Raw genomic sequence first — 20,495 nt, 5'->3', positions numbered from 1 at the left:
ATCGTGACATTGCTTCCATGAGACCGAATTGACCTCTATATTGAGTGCCATGATTCGGTGATTGAACCCGTAAAAGCACACTATTAGGGCGAATGATGGCTGTCAAAACAAATATTGACATGGTGTCAATTATGCGAGAGGGACTCTCCAACGGGCAGGGCGTGAAGTACAAGCGCCTGTCCGATGTCATGGAGCGAGGCATCCTTGAAGGCTTGATTGAACCGGGAAGAAAACTGCCGCCTCATCGGGTGCTTTCCGACAATCTGGGGGTCACCATTGGCACCATCAGCCGCGCCTACGGTGAGCTGGAACGCCTGGGGCTGGTAGTGGCGCGGGTCGGCGACGGCACTTTCGTACGCAAGCGTGGGATGGAGCGCCAGCGGGATGAAGGCTTTCGCAACTTCAGCGACGAGCCGCGGCAATACTTTGATATGAGCCGCAACATGCACATCCCCGGGCAGGAGACCACGTTCCTGGCCCAGAGCTTCCAGACGCTGGCGAACAACGCCAAGTTCTTGCAGGACATCAGTGCCTACACCCCGGATGCCGGGCTGCCGCGATACCGGGCGGCGGGTGCGCAGTGGCTGGTGCAGCGGGATTTCCACCCGATTCCCGAGCAGGTGATTTGCGTGAACGGCGGCCAGCATGGGTTGCTCTGCGCAATGATGGCGCTGTTGCGAGCCGGCGATACGGTGGTGACCGAACAGTTGACCTATCCAGGGTTGATCACCGCCGCGCGCATGCTGGGCATTCGCCTGATCGGCCTGGAAATGGATGAAGAAGGGCTGCTGCCGGGGGCGCTGGATGAAGTCTGCCGCAATCACCGGGTGTCGGCGTTGTACTGCACGCCGACCATCCAGAATCCTACGACAGCGGTGCTATCGGTCCCGCGCCGTGAGGCATTGGTGAAGGTCTGTCGAGAACACAACCTGCTGATTCTTGAGGACGAGGCCCACGGTGTGCTGGTGGAAGACCGTCCGCCGCCCCTGAGTCATTTTGCCCCGGAGCGTACGATTCTGATCAGCAGCCTGAGCAAGGCGGTATCGGCAGGCTTGCGGGTTGGGTACGTGCATGCACCGCCGGCGCTGGTCAGCCGGATTTCTGCGGCCTTGCGTTCCACCTGCTGGATGGCCACGCCGGTCACCCTGGAACTGGCGACCCAGTGGATCGAAAACGGCACGGCGGAACACCTGTTGCACCAGCAGATCCAGGAAATCAGCCGCCGCAAGGCACTGGTGGAAGGTTTGTTGATCGGGCTGGAGTACCGCACTCACCTGAACAGCCCGCACTTCTGGATCGAAGTCCCGGAGCCATGGCGCGCGTCGGAAATCGAGGCGGAGTTAAAGCAGAACAATTACCTGATCGCGACAGCCGAAGCGTTTGCCGTGGGGCAGACGGCGGTGCCGCAATTCATTCGGGCGAGCATCTGCAATACGTCGGGGGATGATCAGTTGCTGCTGGATGGGTTCGATGCGCTGGCGACGGCGCTGGGGCAGGGCGGGGGGCGGTTTCATCTGTGAACCCAACAGCTTGTTGTGAATATGACCCCTGTGGCGAGGGAGCTTGCTCCCGCTGGGCTGCGAAGCAGCCCCAAAGCCATTCACTAAATACCCGTCGTCTGGTTTACGACTGCTGCGCAGTCGAGCGGGAGCAAGCTGCCTCGCCACAGAAGCTCCCTCGCCACACAAGCACCTTGGCCAGAGCGCGGAGTTACTTGAACCGCCGCTCCACCCCTTTCTCCACCAGAATCTTCGCCGAAATCTCTTCCACCGAAAAATGCGTGGAATTGATGTGCGCAATATTTTCCCGGCGGAACAGATTTTCCACCTCCCGCACTTCAAATTCGCACTGCGCATAGCTGGAGTAACGGCTATTGGGCTTGCGCTCGTTGCGAATCGCCGTCAGGCGGTCCGGGTCGATGGTCAGCCCGAACAGCTTGTGCTGGTGCGCGCGCAGGGCGCTCGGCAGCGTCAGGTGCTCCATGTCGTCTTCGGTCAGTGGGTAGTTGGCCGCGCGAATCCCGAACTGCATGGCCATATAAAGGCAGGTCGGCGTCTTGCCGCAGCGGGATACGCCCACCAGGATCAAATCAGCCTTGTCGTAGTAGTGGGTGCGGGCGCCGTCGTCGTTGTCGAGGGCGAAGTTCACCGCCTCGATCCGCTCCATATAGTTGGAGTTATGGCCAATGGAGTGAGATTTTCCGACAGAGTATGACGAATGTTCACTTAACTCTTGTTCCAGCGGCGCCAGGAAGGTAGAGAAGATGTCGATCATGAAACCATTGGAGGTGGCGAGGATCTCACGAATGTCCTGATTGACGATGGTGTCGAAAATGATCGGACGAAATCCGTCTTTTTCGGCCGCCAGATTGATTTGTTGTACCATGGCTCGCGCTTTATCCACGCTATCGATATAGGGTCGCGTGAATTTGCTGAAGGTAATGTTTTCGAACTGCGCCAGCAGGCTTTGACCCAGGGTTTCGGCTGTAATGCCGGTGCCGTCGGAGATAAAGAAAGCAGATCGTTTCATTTGAGCCTTGGGCCTTAAGCTGATGACGAATCTTGGATATGATAGGCGCGATTTTGCCGTCCCGCAGTGGGCCGCATTCTCACTTATTTTCCAGGTCCAGGCCACAAACGCCGGTAACTGCTCCTACTGAGCCGCCGGCGTCCTGAGCTTTTCCAACACAGAAAGTGGAGAGATCACCTTGGTAGAGTACGTAGTTTCCCTCGATAAGCTCGGCGTCCATGATGTAGAGCACGTAGGGGGCAAGAACGCATCCCTGGGCGAGATGATCAGTAATCTTGCGGGTGCCGGTGTATCGGTGCCAGGTGGTTTTGCCACCACTGCCCAGGCTTACCGTGATTTCCTCGAGTTGAGCGGCCTCAACGATCAGATCCATGCCGCCCTCGATGCGCTGGACGTCGATGACGTCAACGCCCTGGCCAAGACTGGCGCCCAGATCCGTCAATGGATCATGGAAGCCGAATTCCCCGAGAAGCTCAACGCCGAGATCCGCACCGCGTTTGCCACGCTGTCGGCCGGTAACCCCGACATGGCTGTCGCCGTGCGCTCCTCGGCCACCGCCGAAGACCTGCCGGACGCCTCCTTTGCCGGCCAGCAAGAAACCTTCCTGAACATCCGCGGCGTGGAAAACGTGATCCGCGCAGCCAAGGAAGTGTTTGCCTCCCTCTTTAACGACCGTGCTATTTCCTACCGCGTACACCAGGGTTTCGACCACAAGCTGGTGGCCCTGTCTGCCGGTGTGCAGCGCATGGTGCGTTCGGAAACCGGCACCGCCGGCGTGATGTTCACCCTGGACACCGAATCGGGCTTCCGCGACGTGGTGTTCATCACCGGCGCCTACGGCCTCGGCGAAACCGTCGTACAAGGCGCGGTGAACCCGGACGAATTCTACGTCCACAAACACACCCTTGAAGCCGGCCGCCCGGCCATCCTGCGCCGCAACCTGGGCAGCAAGGCGATCAAGATGATCTACGGCGACGAGGCCAAGGCCGGTCGCTCGGTGAAAACCGTTGATGTCGACAAGGCCGAACGCGCGCGTTTCTGCCTGACCGACGCCGAAGTCAGCGAACTGGCCAAACAAGCGATGATCATCGAGAAGCACTACAAGTGCCCGATGGACATCGAATGGGCCAAGGACGGCGACGACGGCAAGCTGTACATCGTCCAGGCCCGCCCTGAGACCGTGAAGAGCCGCACCTCGGCCAACGTCATGGAACGCTACCTGTTGAAAGAAACCGGCACCGTGCTGGTGGAAGGCCGTGCCATCGGCCAGCGCATCGGCGCCGGCAAGGTGCGGATCATCAAGGACGTGTCCGAGATGGACAAGGTCCAGCCAGGCGACGTGCTGGTCTCCGACATGACCGACCCGGACTGGGAACCGGTGATGAAGCGCGCCAGCGCCATCGTCACCAACCGTGGCGGGCGTACCTGCCACGCGGCGATCATCGCCCGCGAGCTGGGGATTCCGGCAGTGGTCGGTTGCGGTAACGCCACCCAACTGTTGAAAGACGGCCAGGGCGTAACCGTGTCCTGCGCTGAAGGCGACACCGGCTTCATCTTCGAAGGTGAGCTGGGCTTCGATATCAAGCAAAACTCCATCGACGCCATGCCCGACCTGCCGTTCAAGATCATGATGAACGTCGGCAACCCGGACCGCGCCTTCGATTTCGCGCAATTGCCGAACGCCGGTGTGGGCCTGGCCCGCCTGGAGTTCATCATCAACCGCATGATCGGTGTGCACCCCAAGGCCCTGCTGAACTACGACGGCCTGCCGCCGGACATCAGGGAAAGCGTCGACAAGCGCATCGCCGGCTACAACGACCCGGTGGGCTTTTACGTCGAGAAGCTGGTGGAAGGCATCAGCACCCTGGCAGCGGCGTTCTACCCGAAAAAGGTCATCGTGCGCCTGTCGGACTTCAAGTCCAACGAGTACGCCAACCTGATCGGCGGCAAGCTTTACGAGCCGGAAGAAGAAAACCCGATGCTCGGCTTCCGTGGCGCCTCGCGCTACATCAGCGAAGCCTTCCGCGACTGCTTCGAGCTGGAATGCCGTGCCCTCAAGCGCGTGCGCAACGAGATGGGCCTGACCAACGTCGAAATCATGGTGCCGTTCGTGCGCACCCTGGGTGAAGCGAGCCAGGTGGTGGACCTGCTGGCTGAAAACGGCCTGTCCCGTGGCGAGAACGGCCTGCGCGTCATCATGATGTGCGAGCTGCCATCCAATGCCATCCTGGCTGAAGAATTCCTGGAGTTCTTCGACGGCTTCTCCATCGGTTCCAACGACCTGACCCAGCTGACCCTGGGCCTGGACCGCGACTCCGGGATCATCGCCCACCTGTTCGACGAGCGTAACCCTGCGGTCAAGAAGCTGCTGGCCAACGCCATCCAGGCGTGCAACAAGGCCGGCAAGTACATCGGGATCTGCGGCCAGGGCCCTTCCGATCACCCGGATCTGGCCAAGTGGCTGATGGAGCAGGGCATCGAAAGCGTCTCGCTGAACCCCGATTCCGTACTGGAAACCTGGTTCTTCCTGGCTGAAGGTCAAGCCCAGGCGTAATACGCAACACCCAAAAGTGCCGGTCAACCTTGCGGTTGGCCGGCATTTCTCATTCTGTACAGGGCGGAACTCCTTCCGGACGCCGCCCTTTTTTGTGCAAGAGCATTATGCAAAGCAGCAGCAACCTGTTTCCCGTCGCCTTGATCAGCGCTGAGCGTCGTGGCGACCTGAGTGAAGATGTGTATCGGCTGAAACCCGGCAACAGCCCTGACGGTACCGTCGAGCTGGCCGTGACCCGCCTCGGCCTGGCTGACGTCCCGGAAAACCGGGGCGTGCCGGTGGTTTTGTTGCATGGCAGTTTTTCCAACCGCCGCTTCTGGTACTCGCCCAAGGGGATCGGCCTGGGCGCCTACCTGGCGCGCGGAGGGTTTGACGTCTGGATCCCGGAAATGCGCGGTCACGGGCTGTCCCGGCGCAATCAGGACTACGCCAGGAATCGTGTCGCCGACTATGCTCGCTACGACTTGCCGGCCATTGCCGCCTTCGTGCGTGAGCAAAGCGGGCAGATTCCCCACTGGATCGGGCATTCCCTGGGTGGCACAACCCTGGCTGCGGCCCTGGGTGGGCAGCACCTTGGCGCGCCGGCAGTGGCCTCGGTGGCGCTGTTTGGCTGCCAGGTCAGTCGCACGCATTGGCCGTTGAAGTTGCCACCGGTGGAGTGGACCGGTCGCCTGCTCTTGAAACGTTTCGGCCAATTGTCCGGCGCTCGGTGGAAACGCGGCCCGGAGGACGAGCCGGCGGGTGTATTGATTGAAGCCATGCGCTGGAATGGGCTGTTCGGCCGCTTTGGCGAAGGTAAGCAGGATTGGTGGAAAGGCCTGGCCGAGGTTGACGTGCCGCTGTTGGCGGTGAGCGCCGCCGGCGATCACCAGGACCCGGACTGGGCCTGTCGCAAGCTCTTTGAGCAGGTCGGCTCCGAGCATCGCCAATACCTGTGCCTGGGGCGCCAGCAAGGGTTCAGCGGGGATTTCGGGCATGTCGAGATGCTCGTCAGCAAGGCCGCCCAGGCTGAAGTGTGGCCGCTGGTGACGCGCTGGTTGAAAAATCCGCTTACACCTTTGCTGGGGGCGCAGGCGCAGGAACTGGCAGCGGTTTGAGCGCGATGCTCTATCAGGGGCGTTTCGCTTGTTTGCCGTAGAGGCTAAGATATGACGCGTTGGGTGGTTCTGGTCATATTCAGTCGCGCAGTGGGTCTTGCGTTGCTATCCGATGGGCCTGACTATTCGGCCCGGATTAAAGAACCTTCACGGCAAAGCGTTTCCAGATGTAAGTAAACAGTGGGATGTTTGACACCTTCTTTCACCTACAGGAGTTTCTCGATGAACCATTACCTTACCCCCGACCTGTGTGACGCCTATCCGGAGCTGGTGCAGGTGGTTGAGCCGATGTTCAGCAATTTCGGCGGCCGGGACTCCTTTGGTGGCGAGATCGTGACCATCAAGTGCTTTGAAGACAATTCCCTGGTCAAGGAACAAGCCGAACTCAATGGGGCCGGCAAGGTGCTGGTGGTCGATGGTGGGGGTTCCCTGCGCCGCGCGTTGCTGGGCGACATGATCGCCGAGAAAGCCGCGAAAAACGGCTGGGAAGGGCTGGTGATCTACGGCTGCATCCGCGATGTCGACGTAATCGCCCAGACCGACCTGGGCGTGCAGGCCCTGGCCAGCCACCCGATGAAGACTGATAAGCGCGGTATTGGCGATTTGAACGTGGCGGTGACCTTCGCCGGCGTGACCTTCCGCCCGGGCGAGTACGTGTACGCCGACAATAACGGTGTGATCGTCTCCCCCAGCCCGCTGAAGATGCCTGAATAAACAGCAGTAGCCGACAGGGGTGAGGATGTTCGAGGAAGAAAACGCGCAGTGGGGGCTGGTGCATGCCCTGGTGCTGGACGGTAAAGGTGGTGCGCGTTCGATTGCCCGGACAGAGCTTGATGAGCTGCAACTGCAGCCTCAGGAAAGCCTGTGGCTGCATTGGGACCGTAGCCATCCCCAGACCCAGACCTGGTTGCGCAAATCCAGCGGCCTCAGCGAATTCGCCTGTGACCTGCTGCTGGAGGAGAACACTCGCCCACGCCTGTTGCCGCTGCCGGATGCCGAACTGCTGCTGTTTTTGCGCGGGGTCAACCTCAATCCCGGCGCCGAACCGGAAGACATGGTCTCGGTGCGGATCTTTGCCTCGGCAGCGCGGGTGATTTCCCTGCGTTTGCGCCCATTGCGCGCCACCGACGAGTTGCTGGTGCAACTGGCAGACGGCAAGGGGCCGAAGACTTCCTCGGAACTGGTCCTGTATATGGCGCAGTACCTGACCAACAAGGTTCAGGATCTGGTCAGCGACTTGTCCGAAATCGTCGATATCGAAGAAGAAAAACTGGATGCCGACGAACGGTATACTCCGGAGCACGGCAGCGTTTTGCAGATCCGTCGGCGCGCCGCCGGGCTTAAACGTTTCCTGTCGCCGCAGCGGGATATTTTCGCGCAGTTGACCCGGATCAAATTGCCCTGGTTCTGTGACGACGATGCTGACTACTGGAACGAATTGAACAACAGCCTGACCCGCTACCTGGAAGAGCTTGAGCTGGCCCGGGAGCGCGTGGGGCTTGTGCTGGAGACCGAAGACCGGCGTTTGAGCCTGCGCATGAACCGCACCATGTACCGCTTCGGGATCATCACCGGGATCTTCCTGCCGATGAGTTTCCTGACCGGTTTGCTGGGCATCAATGTAGGCGGAATTCCGTTCTCTTCCAGCCCTTACGGGTTCCTGATTGCCTGCCTGATGATGGTCACAGTGGCGGTCGGGCAATGGTGGTTGTTTCGACGGTTACGTTGGGTTTGAGCTGAATGTGACCTGAACGTGGAAAGAGGTCATGTGACCCGAAGAATTTTACCCTCGTCTTTTAAATCACTTGCGAGAGGTTTTTTATGCACGATCCGTTCGAACAGTCTTTGCGTGACATGCTCAATGCCTCGCCGTCCAACCGGGACGACGATGCTTGCCTGGGTCGCGTCTTGAAAACCGCCAACCGCCAGGTCGGGGCGGGGGATCTGTTCGGTCTGCTTGGCCGCTGGTTGCCGGCGTTGATGATGGCCTTGAACAATGGTTCGGCCCATGTCTCACCGGTTTCCCGTCGTAAACCTCTTGCTCGCACTGCTGATAAGGCTGAATGAATATGGAACTCGATCTCTGGACCCAGAGTCTGGTAACTGCAATGACTGCGTTGTGGACCAAGGTGGCGAATTTCATTCCCAACCTGTTTGGTGCACTGGTGGTGGTACTGCTGGGTTTTGTCGTGGCCAAGCTGCTCGACACCCTGCTTTCCAAATTGCTGGCTAAGCTGGGTCTTGATCGATTGATGGGTGGCACCGGCCTGACCAAGATTTTGGGGCGTGCCGGGTTGCAAGTGCCGATCTCGACACTGATCGGCAAGATCGTTTATTGGTTTGTTTTGCTGATTTTTCTGGTTTCTGCGGCTGAATCCCTTGGACTTGAGCGAGTTTCAGCTACGCTCGACATGCTGGCGCTGTATTTGCCGAAAGTATTCGGTGGCGCGCTGGTGTTGCTGGTAGGGGTTTTGCTGGCGCAACTGGCCAATGGCCTGGTGCGTGGCGCGGCTGAAGGCGTGGGTCTGGATTACGCCAGCGGCCTGGGGCGAATTGCCCAGGGTCTGGTGATTATCATCAGTATTTCGGTCGCGATCAGCCAGCTGGAGGTCAAGACCGACCTGCTGAACCATGTGATTGTGATTGTTTTGATTACCGTTGGTCTGGCCGTTGCGCTGGCCATGGGACTGGGAAGCCGGGAAATTGCCGGGCAGATTCTTGCGGGAATCTATGTGCGTGAGCTATATCAGGTTGGGCAACAAGTGCGTGTGGGCGAGGTCGAAGGGCAGATCGAGGAGATCGGCACGGTCAAGACGACAGTGCTGACGGACGATGGCGAACTGGTTTCGCTTTCGAACCGGATCCTGCTGGAACAGCATGTGACTAGCCGCTAACCCGGCGAATCCTGCTAATGTACGCCGCCGCAAACCTGGGTATCCAGGCCATGGCGGACATTGACCTGACTGTCGGCACGACTTGTTTTGAATAAAGCCCAAACGCTGTCCACGCGCTATGACCCCCGTGAGCTCTCTGATGAGGAGTTGGTCGCGCGCTCGCACACGGAGCTGTTTCACGTAACACGCGCGTACGAAGAATTGATGCGCAGGTATCAACGCACTCTGTTCAACGTTTGTTCAAGGTATTTAGGGAACGATAGAGATGCGGATGATGTCTGTCAGGAAGTGATGCTCAAGGTGCTATACGGCCTGAAGAACTTCGAGGGAAAATCGAAGTTCAAGACATGGCTCTATAGCATCACGTACAACGAGTGCATCACGCAGTATCGGAAGGAACGGCGAAAGCGTCGCTTGATGGATGCTTTGAGTCTGGACCCCCTTGAGGAAGCGTCTGAGGAAAAGGCGCCTACCCCGGAAGAAAAGGGCGGACTCGATCGCTGGTTGGTGCATGTGAATCCGATTGACCGGGAAATTCTGGTGCTACGATTTGTCGCAGAGCTGGAGTTTCAGGAGATCGCTGACATCATGCATATGGGTTTGAGTGCTACAAAAATGCGTTACAAACGCGCTCTTGATAAATTACGTGAGAAATTTGCGGGCAGCACTGAAACTTAGTGCGTGGCAAATATCTCTTACGTGTAGGCAAGTTCTGTTAGACTTGTCGCCGAGTTGTCCCCCGGTATGTGGGACTGCTTTACAATCACCAGATGGGGATTTAACGGATGAAACTGAAAAACACCTTGGGCTTGGCCATTGGTACTCTTATTGCTGCCACTTCTGTCGGCGCTCTGGCACAAGGCCAAGGCGCAGTTGAAGGCCAGCTGTTTTACAAAAAGCAGTTCAACGATAGCGTCAAACATATCGAAGACGGCTTCAATCCTGGCGCCAGCATCGGTTACTTCCTGACCGACGACGTGTCGATCAACCTGAACTACGACACTACCAACCACACCCGTTCGAACGACGGTACTGGCAACCAGAAGATCAAAGGTGATACCGGCAGCGTTACTGCCCAGTACCACTTCGGTCAAGCTGGCGTCGACTCCCTGCGTCCATACGTAGAGGGCGGTTTCGGCCACCAGAGCCGTACCAACGTTGAAGCTGATGGTCACAAAGGTCGCGATCAATCGACCCTGGCTATCGCTGGCGCTGGTGTGAAGTACTACTTCACCGACAACCTGTTCGCACGTGCTGGTGTTGAAGCTGACTACGCTATCGACAACGGCAAGTGGGACTACTCCGCACTGGTTGGCCTGGGCGTAAACTTCGGCGGCAACGCTGGCAAAACTGCTCCAGCTCCTACCCCAGCACCAGCTCCAGAGCCAACCCCAGAGCCAGAAGCTCCGGTTGCTCAGGTTGTTCGTGTTGAGCTGGACGTGAAGTTCGACTTCGACAAGTCTGTTGTTAAGCCTAACAGCTACGGCGACGTGAAAAACCTCGCTGACTTCATGAAACAGTACCCACAAACCACCACCGTTGTTGAAGGTCACACTGACTCCGTCGGTCCTGACGCTTACAACCAGAAGCTGTCCCAGCGTCGTGCTGACGCTGTTAAGCAAGTCCTGGTCAAAGACGGTATCGCTCCTAACCGTGTAAGCTCGGTTGGTTATGGCAAATCCCGCCCAGTTGCTGACAACGCAACTGAAGCTGGCCGTGCTATCAACCGTCGCGTAGAAGCCTCGGTAGAAGCACAAGCAGCTCAGTAATTACTGAGTTGTAGAAAAAAGCCCGGCTTAGGCCGGGCTTTTTTTCGCCTGCAATTTGCCTCAGGCCGTGGCGCTGGCCAGGGCCGCAAGCGCCTGCGTCGCTTGCGCAACCCGGCCAATCACCAGGATAGCCGGGCTCTTGAGCGCGAATTCGTGCGCATCATCCTGCATCCGGGCGAGGCTGCTGCGGCATTCGCGCTGTTGTGGCAGTGAAGCGTTTTCAATCATCGCCACCGGCATGTCATCGCTCATGCCACCTTCCAGCAATTGCCGGCGGATTTCCCCCAGTTTCGCCACCCCCATATAGATCACCAGCGTCGTGCCGCCCTCGGCCAGGGCCCGCCAATTGAGGCTGCTGTCGTCCTGGGTATGGGCCGTGACCAACGTGACGCCACGGCTGACACCGCGCAACGTCAGCGAGATATCGCAGTTCGTTGCCCCGGCCAGCCCTGCCGTAATGCCGTTGACCAACTCCACTTCCACCCCTTGCTGCCTGAGCCACGCCGCCTCTTCGCCGCCGCGACCAAAAATGCACGGGTCGCCGCCCTTGAGCCGCACCACGCACTTACCCTGCCGGGCATAACGCAACATCAGGCGATGGATAAATGCCTGTGGGGTGGAACGGCAGCCACCGCGTTTGCCCACGGTGATCAGCCGTGCAGCGGGGCAATGCTCCAGCAGCGCCGGGTTGACCAGATCATCGATCAGCACCACATCGGCTTCCCGCAGGGCTCTCACCGCCTTGAGTGTCAGCAGTTCCGGATCGCCGGGGCCTGCGCCCACCAGCCAGACTTTTGCGCTCATATGCTTGCCTCACACTCTGATCGCGATTGGCTGCTTGCCACTCGCCAATAACCGTTTGATTTCCGGCACACAGGAGCCGCATTGCGTGCCGCAACCCAGTTCCTGCTTCAGCCCGTTCAGGTCCAGGCCCCGGGCAATGCCGGCGCAGACCGCGCTTTCGCTGACGTTCTTGCAGTTGCACAGCGTCTTGTTGCTGCTTGAGCCGCCCCCCGGTGGCGCACTCAATGGCGCCAACAACCAGCGGCGTAACTGCTCATCGGTGCGACCTTCCAGCCACAGGCTTTGCAGCCAGTGGCGAGCCAGGGTTTCGCCAGCCAGGCGGATCGCGGTGATACGGCCTTTTTCAATCTTTACCCGCTTGCCAATGGAGCGCCGCGGGTCGTCGTACGCCATCACGGGGCCGTCGTTGAGGCCCAGCAGTTGGTCGATCTGCTTGAGCAGTTCAAGGGCGGGCGCCTCGTGATGCGCCGCACGAATCAGCAGGGCAGGCCGCTCGCGTCCGGTCAGGCTCAGGCTGACGTAGGCAAAGCCGTCACACAGCGGTCGCAACGCTTCGAAGTGTTGCTGCACATCGCCTTCAATCAGCGCAAACAAGTGCCAGGGCAGCCGCACCGCCTCCAGGCGCACGCCGCTGTGCTTGAGTTCCGGCTGTTTGGACAGCGGGTCGAATGCCGGCTGGGTCAGCGCATTTACGCCGCCTTTAAGAAAACGGTCGCCCCAGTGCATCGGCAGGAAAGCCTGGCCGGGACGCACGCTGTCATCGCTGCCGACGGCCACAATCACGCTGCCGCGCCGGCTTTTCAGGCTGACCAGATCACCTTCCTTCAAGCGATGGCGACGCAGTTCGTCCGGGTGCAGGCTGAGCACTGCTTCACTGACATGGCCGAACAGCTGCGCAGCGGTGCCGGTGCGGCTCATGCCATGCCATTGGTCCCGCAGGCGGCCGGTGATCAGGGTGAGTGGGAAGCGCGCGTCACGCTGCTCCTTGGCGGCGCGATAAGGGTCGGCGACAAAGTGCGCGCGGCCAGTCTCCGTAGGGAAAAATCCGTCGGTGTACAGCCTTGGTGTTCCGCCCACCGCATCGGCCGGGAATGGCCATTGCTGCGGGCCTATCCGGTCCAGCAGCGCGTGGCTGATACCCGACAGGTCCAGGTCCCGGCCACGGGTCAGCAGCTTGTATTCATCAAAGATCTGTGCCGGTTGCTCAAAGGCAAAAAGCCCCGGTTTTCCGGGACAAAGACGCTGCTCCAGGCGTTGGGCGAAATCCACGGTGATTGCCCAGTCCGGCCGCGCTTCCCCAGGTGGGGCGATGGCTCGGCGAACGTGGGAAATGCGCCGCTCAGAGTTGGTCACTGTGCCTTCCTTCTCGCCCCAGCTCGCGGCTGGCAGCAACAGGTCGGCGTAACGCGCCGTCTCGGTTGTACGAAAGGCTTCCTGTAGCACCACGAACGGACACGCTTCCAGGGCCTGGCGCACGGTGTTCTGGTCGGGCAGGGATTGGGCGGGGTTGGTGCACGCGATCCACAAGGCCTTAATCTTGCCGGCCTGCATCTGTTCAAACAATTCGATGGCGGTCAGCCCGGTGCTGGCCGGCAGTTGGTCGACCCCCCAATACGCGGCTACTTCTGCCCGATGTTCGGGGTTGGCAGCCTCACGATGGCCAGGCAGTAAATTCGACAAACTGCCGGTTTCCCGCCCACCCATGGCATTCGGCTGACCCGTCAGGGAGAAAGGTCCGCAGCCAGGGCGGCCGATGGTGCCGGTCGCCAAATGCAGGTTAATCAAGGCGCTGTTCTTCGCGCTGCCGGCGGTGGACTGATTGAGCCCCATGCACCACAACGACAGAAAACTCGCCGAGGTGCCGACCCATTCCGCACACAGACGCAGTTGCTCGACACTGATCCCGCACAACTGCGTGACCATTTGCGGTGTGTAGTCGTGAACCAGGCGTTTGAGTTCGACCAGGCCGTCGGTATGGGCCTGGATAAAGTCGCGGTCGATCCAGTCTTCCCACAACAGCAAGTGCAGGATCCCATGGAACAATGCGACATCCGTACCCGGCAGAATCGCCAGATGCAGGTCCGCCAAGTCGCAGGTGTCGGTGCGCCGGGGATCAATTACCAGCACTTTCATCTGTGGCCGGCGGGCCTTGGCTTCCTCCAGGCGTCGGAACAACACCGGATGCGCGTAGGCCATGTTACTGCCGACGATCATCACGCAGTCGCTCGACTCCAGGTCCTCGTAGCTGCACGGTGGCGCGTCGGCCCCCAGGCTGCGCTTGTAGCCGACCACCGCCGAAGACATGCACAGCCGCGAGTTGCTGTCGATGTTGTTGGTGCCCACCAGCGCCCGCGCCAGTTTGTTGAAGCTGTAGTAATCCTCGGTCAGCAACTGCCCGGAAATATAGAACGCGACGCTGTCCGGCCCGTGTTCAGCGATGGTTTCGGCAAACACGTTCGCCGCGTGCTCCAGGGCGGTATCCCAGTCGGTGCGGCTGCGGGCCAGGCCTTTGCCCAGCCGCAGTTCCGGGTACAACGCGCGGGCCGCGAGGTCTCCGGTGAGGTGCAGGCTGGAGCCCTTGCTGCACAATTTTCCGAAGTTGGCCGGATGACTCGGATCGCCACTGACGCCGAGGATCTGCGAGCCATCATGCTCGATCAGTACGCCGCAACCGACCCCGCAGTAGCAGCAGGTGGACGCGGTGGTCTGGCGGTTCATCAACCGGCGTCCCGCAGGGCCAACATCACCCGGCCGTTTTCCACACGGGCCGGGTGGTGATGGGCGCAGCCGACGTCCGGTGCCTGGGCCTCCCCGGACTCCAGGTCGATCTGCCAGTTGTGCAGCGGGCAGGCCACGCGCTTGCCGTAGATCAAGCCTTGGGACAGCGGGCCACCCTTGTGCGGGCAGCGGTCGTCGAGGGCGAAAACCTCGTCGTCACTGGTACGAAAAATCGCGATGTCGCCTTTTGGCCCGCTGATGATGCGCGAGCCCAGGGCGTTGATTTCTTCGAGGGCGCAGATATCCAGCCAGTTCATGCCGGCACCTCCAGCAGTTTGACGGGGATGGTGTCGAATTCCTTTTTCAGCAGCGGCTGTTCCAGGCGTTCTTTCCATGGGTCCTGCTCGAACGACAGGGAGAATTGCAGGCGTTCATTCAACGCCTGGCGCCGCGCGGGGTCTTCCAGTACAGCCTTCTTGATGTGCTCCATGCCGACCCGTTGCAGGTAGTGCACGGTGCGCTCCAGGTAGAAGGCTTCTTCCCGGTAGAGCTGTAGGAAAGCGCCGTTGTATTCGCGCACTTCTTCGGCGGTTTTCAGCTTGACGAAGAACTCGGCGACCTCGGTCTTGATCCCGCCGTTACCGCCGATGTACATCTCCCAGCCGGAATCGACGCCGATGATTCCCACGTCCTTGATCCCCGCTTCCGAGCAGTTGCGCGGGCAGCCGGACACTGCCAGCTTGACCTTGTGGGGCGACCACATATTGAACAGGTCATGTTCCAGCTCAATCCCCAGCTGTGTGGAATTCTGCGTACCAAAGCGGCAGAACTCGCTGCCGACGCAGGTCTTCACGGTGCGGATGGATTTGCCGTAGGCGTGGCCGGATGGCATATCGAGGTCTTTCCATACGCCGGGCAAGTCCTGCTTCTTGATGCCGAGCAAATCGATGCGCTGCCCGCCGGTGACCTTGACCATCGGCACGTTGTACTTGTCGGCCACATCAGCGATGCGCCGCAGTTCCGACGGATTGGTCACACCACCCCACATCCGCGGGACTACCGAATAGGTGCCGTCTTTCTGAATATTGGCGTGGGCGCGTTCGTTGATCAGGCGCGATTGCGGATCGTCTTTTGCCTCGCCGGGCCAAGTGGAGATCAGGTAGTAGTTGAGTGCCGGGCGGCAGGTGGCACAGCCGTTCGGGGTGCGCCAGTTCAGGTAGCTCATGGTGCCGGCGATGGTCAGCAGGTGCTGGTCGCGGATGGCCTGGCGGATTTGCCCGTGGTTGAGGTCGCTGCAGCCGCAGATGGCTTTTTCGCTTTTCGGTTTGACGTCCGCCGCGCCGCCCACGGTGTTGATCAGGATCTGTTCCACCAGCCCGGCGCAGGAACCGCAGGAACTCGCAGCCTTGGTGTGCTTCTTCACATCGTCGACGCTGAACAGCCCGTGTTCCTGAATCGCCTTGACGATGGTGCCCTTGCACACGCCGTTGCAGCCGCAGACTTCGGCGGTGTCGGCCATGCTCATGGCTTTGTCCTGGCCTTGGTGGCCTACATCGCCCAAAGCATTTTCACCGAACATCAGGTGATCGCGGATCTCGCCAATGGCATGGTTCTCACGGATCTGCCGGAAATACCAGCCGCCGTCAGCCGTATCGCCGTACAGGCAGGCGCCGACGAGGATGTCGTCCTTGATCACCAGCTTCTTGTAGACGCCGCCAATCGGGTCGGAAAGGGTGATGGTTTCGGTGCCTTCGCCACCCATGAAATCCCCGGCGGAGAACAGGTCGATGCCCGTGACTTTCAATTTGGTGGAGGTCACCGAACCCTGGTAACGCGCGAAACCCAGCTGGGCGAGGTGGTTGGCGCAGACCTTGGCCTGTTCGAACAGCGGCGCCACCAGGCCATAGGCGATCCCGCGATGGCTGGCGCATTCGCCGATGGCATAGATGCGCGGGTCGTAGGTTTGCAGGGTGTCGTTGACCAGAATCCCGCGGTTGCACGGGATGCCGGATTTTTCCGCGAGTTCGGTGTTGGGGCGGATGCCCGCAGCCATCACCACCAGGTCGGCGGGGATCACATCGCCATTCTTGAATTGCACCGAGCCGACGCGGCCGTTGCCGGCGTCATGCAGCGCCTCGGTCTGCTCCTTCAAGCGAAACACCAGGCCACGGCTTTCCAGTTCGGTTTGCAGCAACTGGCCGCTGGTCTTGTCCAGTTGCCGTTCCAACAGCCACTCGCCGATATGCACCACGGTCACGTGCATGCCACGCAGCATCAGGCCGTTGGCGGCCTCCAGGCCCAGCAGGCCGCCGCCGATGACGACCGCGTGCTTGTGGGTCTTGGCGGTGTCGATCATGGCCTGGGTGTCGGCGATGTCGCGGTAGCCGATCACACCCTGCAACGTATTGCCCGGGATCGGCAGGATAAACGGCGTGGAGCCGGTGGCGATCAGCAGGCGATCGTACTCGGCCTCGCTGCCGTCTTCGGCGATGACTTTGCGTTTGACCCGGTCGATCTGCACCACTTTGCGGTTAAGCAACAGCTTGATGTTGTTATCGAGGTACCAGCTCAAATCATTGAGCACGATCTCTTCGAAGGTCTGCTCACCGGCCAGCACCGGCGACAGCAAAATGCGGTTGTAATTGGTGTGGGGCTCGGCGCCGAAAACGGTGATGTCGTACAGGTCGCTGCTCAGCTTGAGCAATTCTTCAAGGGTGCGAACCCCGGCCATGCCGTTGCCGATCATCACCAGTTTGAGTTTCTTCATGTCGTTCTCCGCAGTGGCTCGACAAATCGTGCGCAACAAAAAAAGGCGTCCCCGCTACGTAAGTAGCGAGGACGCCTTTGTCCTGGTCCCGTTCTCTCGGGAAGCCCGACCTTCGACGTTGAAGGTGCGGCTATATGTGTGTTGATGGGAAAGCTAATGCAGCGGTTGTGCCAAGTAGGATTTTGGCCGGTTTTGTTAAGTGAGGCGGTGATGTATCAAGAAATTTCGCCTCTTAGTGGTGCAACAGCCAGTACAACAGCACCAGATTGATCAGCAACGACAGCACGGCCAACGTTTGCCAGACCTTCAGCGGTTCGCGCTCCAGCAGCGGTTTTGGTCGCGTGCTCAACTCGCGGCGATCCGCCTGCTCCAGTACCAGCAACCATTCCTCGGCAGTTTCATAACGTTGCTCGGGTTGCGCGGCGACTGCGCGCTCCAGGCTCTGTTGCAGCCAGTCGGGCAGGTCGGGGCGGTAGCGGCTGGCGCCGACAAGCGTAGTGAACCTGGGACGCTGGAAAGCTTCGATTTCGCCGTAGGGGTAATGCCCGGTGAGCAGGTAATACAAGGTCACACCGACGCTATACAAGTCCTGTTGCGGGGTAGGGCGTTCGCCGTTGAAGGCTTCCGGGGCGATAAAGCTTGGCGTGCCAGGCAACAGGTGCGCGCGATCCTCCGAGAGCCCGGGGCAGTAGGCCAGGCCGAAGTCCAGCACACGCAATTCGCCATCCTCTCCCAGCAGCAGGTTTTCCGGCTTGATGTCGCGGTGCAGGATCTGCCGGCGGTGCAGCAGCCCGACGGCACGCAACAGGCGCTCGGCCAGGGTTTGCCACTGCGCCAGGGGCAATGGGCCCTGGTGCTTGAACAGTTCGGCCAGGGTTTGGCCGGAGTATTCACGCATCACGTAGTACAAATGCTGACGGCCACTGGCTGGATGGACTTCAGGGAACGCGCGGCCGGCGACCCGGCGCAGGAACCATTCCTCTGACAGCAATGCCTGGGCGGCGAACACGTCATCGTCGTGGCTGAGCGGCAAGGTCTTCAGCAGCCACGCCTGTTGATGGGCATCGCGCACCCGATAGAGCAAGGATTGGCGGCTTTGCCCCAACAGCGACTCTACGTGCCAGCCTTCGAAGCGCTGGCCGGGTTTCAGAGGGGGCGGCAGTGGCCATTGCTGCAACTGCACCAGCGCATCGCCGAGGGTGGCGGCGCCAAGCTGGTCGACGCGGACCAGCAGGGCGCTGGCGTTGTCCTGGCTACCGGCCAGGTGCGCGGCGCTGACCAGGGTGTTTACCGCGAGGTCCAGGTCCGACTGTTCCCGCAGGATTGCGCTGATGTTGTTGTCATCCAGGGTCGCCCACACGCCGTCGCTGAGCAGCAGGAAACACTCGCCTGCCTGCAACTCGCCGTCGAGGAAATCCAGCACCAGATGCTGATCCAGGCCCATGGCGCGCTTGAGCACATGCTGCATGCCCGGTTGCTCCCACACATGCTCCTGGCTCAGGCGCTGCAACTGGCCATCGAGCCAGCGGTACACCCGGCAATCACCCACATGGGCCAGGGTGAAACGCTGGCCGCGAAACACCAGGGCGCTGAGGGTGGTCAGCAACGGCTGGCCGCCGCCGTTGGCTTGCAGCCAGCGATTCTGGGCCACCAGCAAGCGTTCCAGGGCCTGGGCCACGCCCCAGGTTTGCGGCGTGGCGTAATAGTCCAGGGCCAGCGCTTGCAAGGTCGAGCGTGCAGCCAGTCCGCCATCGGCGCATTGGCTGACGCCATCGGCGATGGCACACAAGTAGCCTTTGCTGGCGGCCAGCTCCGGGGCGGGAGTGACCAGGCGCAAGGCGTCCTGGTTTTCCTGCCGCGGGCCGGTGGCGCTGGCCTGCGCGAAGCTCAGTTGCAGGCTCATCAGACCCGTGCAGCCGTCACCGCAGCCGAGCCCCAAGTGGTTCTCCAGCGACGCTTGACGCCGTACAGGCCGAACCAGGCCAGCACGCCCAGGCTGGCGAACAACCACAGCGCCAACTGATAGCTGCCGGTGCTTTGCTTGATCGCGCCCATGCCCGCCGCCAGGGCGAAACCGCCGATGCCGCCGGCCATGCCGATCAGGCCGGTCATCACACCAATCTCGCGGTGAAAGCGTTGGGGCACCAGTTGGAAGACTGCACCGTTACCGGCACCCAAACCGAGCATGGTGCACACAAAAAGCGCCAGTGCTGCGTAGGAGCTTGGCAGGTTGAACCCCACCGCCGCGATGCAGATCGCTGCCACGCCGTACATGCCGAGCAGGGTGCGAATCCCGCCGAAACGGTCGGCCAGGGCGCCGCCCAGAGGCCGCATCAGGCTGCCGCCGAATACGCAGGCGGCGGTGTAGTAGCCGGCGGTGACCGGGCTCAGGCCGTATTGGTCGTTGAAATAGCCGGGCAGGGCGCTGGCCAGGCCGATGAAACCACCGAAGGTCACACTGTAGAAGAACATGAACCACCAACTGTCGCGGTCGCCCAGGGCTTTGAAGTAGTCGGCCATGGACTTGGCCTTGGGTCGTTGCGGGGCGTTGCGGGCGAGCCAGGCGAAGACGATCAGCGTCAGGATCAGCGGGATCAGTGCGAAGCCGAACACATTGCTCCAGCCAAACGCGGCGGCGAGCACCGGTGCCAGCAGGGCCGCAAACACCGTCCCGGAGTTGCCGGCGCCGGCGATGCCCATGGCCTTGCCCTGGTGCTCGGCGGGGTACCACTGGGACGCCAGGGGCAGGGCGACGGCGAACGAGGCTCCCGCCATGCCGAGGAACATGCCCAGCAGCAGGGCTTGCTCGTAGCTGTGGATTCCGAGTTTCCAGGCGACGAACAAGGCGCCGATGACAATCACCTGGCCGATCAGGCCGGCGGTCTTGGGGGAAAGTTTGTCGGCGAGCATGCCCATCAGGAACCGCAGCACTGCGCCGGCCAGGATGGGGGTGGCGACCACCAGGCCGCGTTGTTGGGTGGTGAGGTGCAGGTCGGCGGCGATTTGTACCGCCAATGGGCCCAACAGGTACCAGACCATGAAGCTCAGGTCGAAATACAGGAACGCGGCGAACAGGGTCGGGGTGTGACCGGATTTCCAGAAGCTTGATTTCATCACGCACCTCAGCGGTAAGGGGTCTTATGAGAAGGCCTGGTGATGGAACGGCTGTGGCCGCCCCATCGGCCCCGGGCTATGGGGCCAAAACGAAAAAACGCCGCCACCGGGTTCGCTGGGGCAAACCGGGTGTGCGACGTCTTTGTCGTGGAGGGGGCAACCGCCGTTGGCTACCTGTGGGGATTCTTTAGCAAGAGGTGGGCCAACAGGGGGTGGGGGCGTTGTGGTGTGGTGTGGTGTACATATCCG

General features: G+C 60.6%; 16 protein-coding genes. 9 read left to right on the top strand and 7 right to left on the bottom strand.

Going from position 1 to position 20,495, the window contains the following annotated elements; genetic code table 11:
• The first annotated feature begins 95 nt into the window (after positions 1-95).
• Entirely contained in the window at positions 96-1,520 is a 1,425-nt protein-coding gene (locus tag HX786_RS15540) for a PLP-dependent aminotransferase family protein (protein ID WP_102370226.1), read from the top strand.
• Between the two features lie 190 nt (positions 1,521-1,710).
• On the opposite strand, the gene HX786_RS15535 is transcribed toward HX786_RS15540, so the two are convergent.
• Positions 1,711-2,529: a pyruvate, water dikinase regulatory protein gene (locus HX786_RS15535; RefSeq protein WP_003215001.1), complete on the bottom strand. Its 819-nt coding sequence runs from the start codon at positions 2,527-2,529 to the stop codon at positions 1,711-1,713.
• Positions 2,530-2,707: 178 nt separating this feature from the next.
• Between HX786_RS15535 and ppsA the strand changes: the two genes are divergently transcribed.
• The 8 genes from ppsA to HX786_RS15495 all read left to right on the top strand — a co-directional run bounded on the left by ppsA (position 2,708) and on the right by HX786_RS15495 (position 10,843).
• Complete coding sequence (gene ppsA / locus HX786_RS15530; protein WP_178912305.1) at positions 2,708-5,083, top strand: phosphoenolpyruvate synthase; 2,376 nt, start codon at positions 2,708-2,710, stop codon at positions 5,081-5,083.
• Positions 5,084-5,190: 107 nt separating this feature from the next.
• Positions 5,191-6,180 carry an alpha/beta fold hydrolase gene (locus tag HX786_RS15525; RefSeq protein ID WP_178912304.1) on the top strand — a complete coding sequence of 330 codons (990 nt, stop codon included), beginning with the start codon at positions 5,191-5,193 and terminating at the stop codon, positions 6,178-6,180.
• Positions 6,181-6,402: 222 nt separating this feature from the next.
• The gene (gene rraA / locus HX786_RS15520; protein ID WP_003215007.1) at positions 6,403-6,894 is read left to right on the top strand and encodes a ribonuclease E activity regulator RraA; all 492 of its coding nucleotides are present in this window, start codon (positions 6,403-6,405) and stop codon (positions 6,892-6,894) included.
• Between the two features lie 25 nt (positions 6,895-6,919).
• Entirely contained in the window at positions 6,920-7,915 is a 996-nt protein-coding gene (locus HX786_RS15515) for a zinc transporter ZntB (protein WP_003215009.1), read from the top strand.
• Positions 7,916-8,001: 86 nt separating this feature from the next.
• Positions 8,002-8,247: a hypothetical protein gene (locus HX786_RS15510; RefSeq protein ID WP_003215011.1), complete on the top strand. Its 246-nt coding sequence runs from the start codon at positions 8,002-8,004 to the stop codon at positions 8,245-8,247.
• Positions 8,248-8,249: 2 nt separating this feature from the next.
• Positions 8,250-9,074: a mechanosensitive ion channel domain-containing protein gene (locus tag HX786_RS15505; RefSeq protein WP_008432650.1), complete on the top strand. Its 825-nt coding sequence runs from the start codon at positions 8,250-8,252 to the stop codon at positions 9,072-9,074.
• Positions 9,075-9,161: 87 nt separating this feature from the next.
• Positions 9,162-9,752 (top strand): RNA polymerase sigma factor SigX, encoded by a 591-nt coding sequence (gene sigX, locus HX786_RS15500; RefSeq protein ID WP_003215014.1) that lies wholly within the window; start codon positions 9,162-9,164, stop codon positions 9,750-9,752.
• 107 nt (positions 9,753-9,859) lie between these two features.
• Entirely contained in the window at positions 9,860-10,843 is a 984-nt protein-coding gene (locus HX786_RS15495) for an OmpA family protein (protein ID WP_003215016.1), read from the top strand.
• Between the two features lie 60 nt (positions 10,844-10,903).
• Here the strand turns inward: HX786_RS15495 and cobA are convergent, their stop codons facing one another.
• The 6 genes from cobA to HX786_RS15465 form a co-directional block, all read right to left on the bottom strand.
• Positions 10,904-11,647, bottom strand: coding sequence for a uroporphyrinogen-III C-methyltransferase (gene cobA, locus HX786_RS15490; RefSeq protein ID WP_003215019.1), 744 nt, complete (start codon positions 11,645-11,647; stop codon positions 10,904-10,906).
• Positions 11,648-11,656: 9 nt separating this feature from the next.
• Positions 11,657-14,365, bottom strand: coding sequence for a nitrate reductase (locus HX786_RS15485; RefSeq protein WP_003215020.1), 2,709 nt, complete (start codon positions 14,363-14,365; stop codon positions 11,657-11,659).
• On the bottom strand, positions 14,365-14,682 hold the full coding sequence (nirD, locus tag HX786_RS15480) for a nitrite reductase small subunit NirD (protein WP_003215022.1): 318 nt from the start codon (positions 14,680-14,682) through the stop codon (positions 14,365-14,367). The genes HX786_RS15485 and nirD overlap by 1 nt, the downstream gene beginning before the upstream one ends.
• Positions 14,679-17,132 carry a nitrite reductase large subunit NirB gene (gene nirB / locus HX786_RS15475; protein ID WP_003215025.1) on the bottom strand — a complete coding sequence of 818 codons (2,454 nt, stop codon included), beginning with the start codon at positions 17,130-17,132 and terminating at the stop codon, positions 14,679-14,681. Before nirB ends, nirD begins: the two co-directional genes overlap by 4 nt.
• A 232-nt stretch (positions 17,133-17,364) precedes the next feature.
• Entirely contained in the window at positions 17,365-19,035 is a 1,671-nt protein-coding gene (locus tag HX786_RS15470; protein ID WP_008432642.1) for a bifunctional protein-serine/threonine kinase/phosphatase, read from the bottom strand.
• Positions 19,035-20,246: a NarK/NasA family nitrate transporter gene (locus HX786_RS15465; RefSeq protein ID WP_003215029.1), complete on the bottom strand. Its 1,212-nt coding sequence runs from the start codon at positions 20,244-20,246 to the stop codon at positions 19,035-19,037. Before HX786_RS15465 ends, HX786_RS15470 begins: the two co-directional genes overlap by 1 nt.
• Positions 20,247-20,495: the final 249 nt, after the last annotated feature.

The sequence above is a fragment of the Pseudomonas sp. 21615526 genome (genome assembly GCF_013386245.1).
GTDB lineage: Bacteria > Pseudomonadota > Gammaproteobacteria > Pseudomonadales > Pseudomonadaceae > Aquipseudomonas.
Note: the sequence above shows the minus strand (reverse complement) of the source record. Positions and strands in the feature narration are given on the sequence as shown.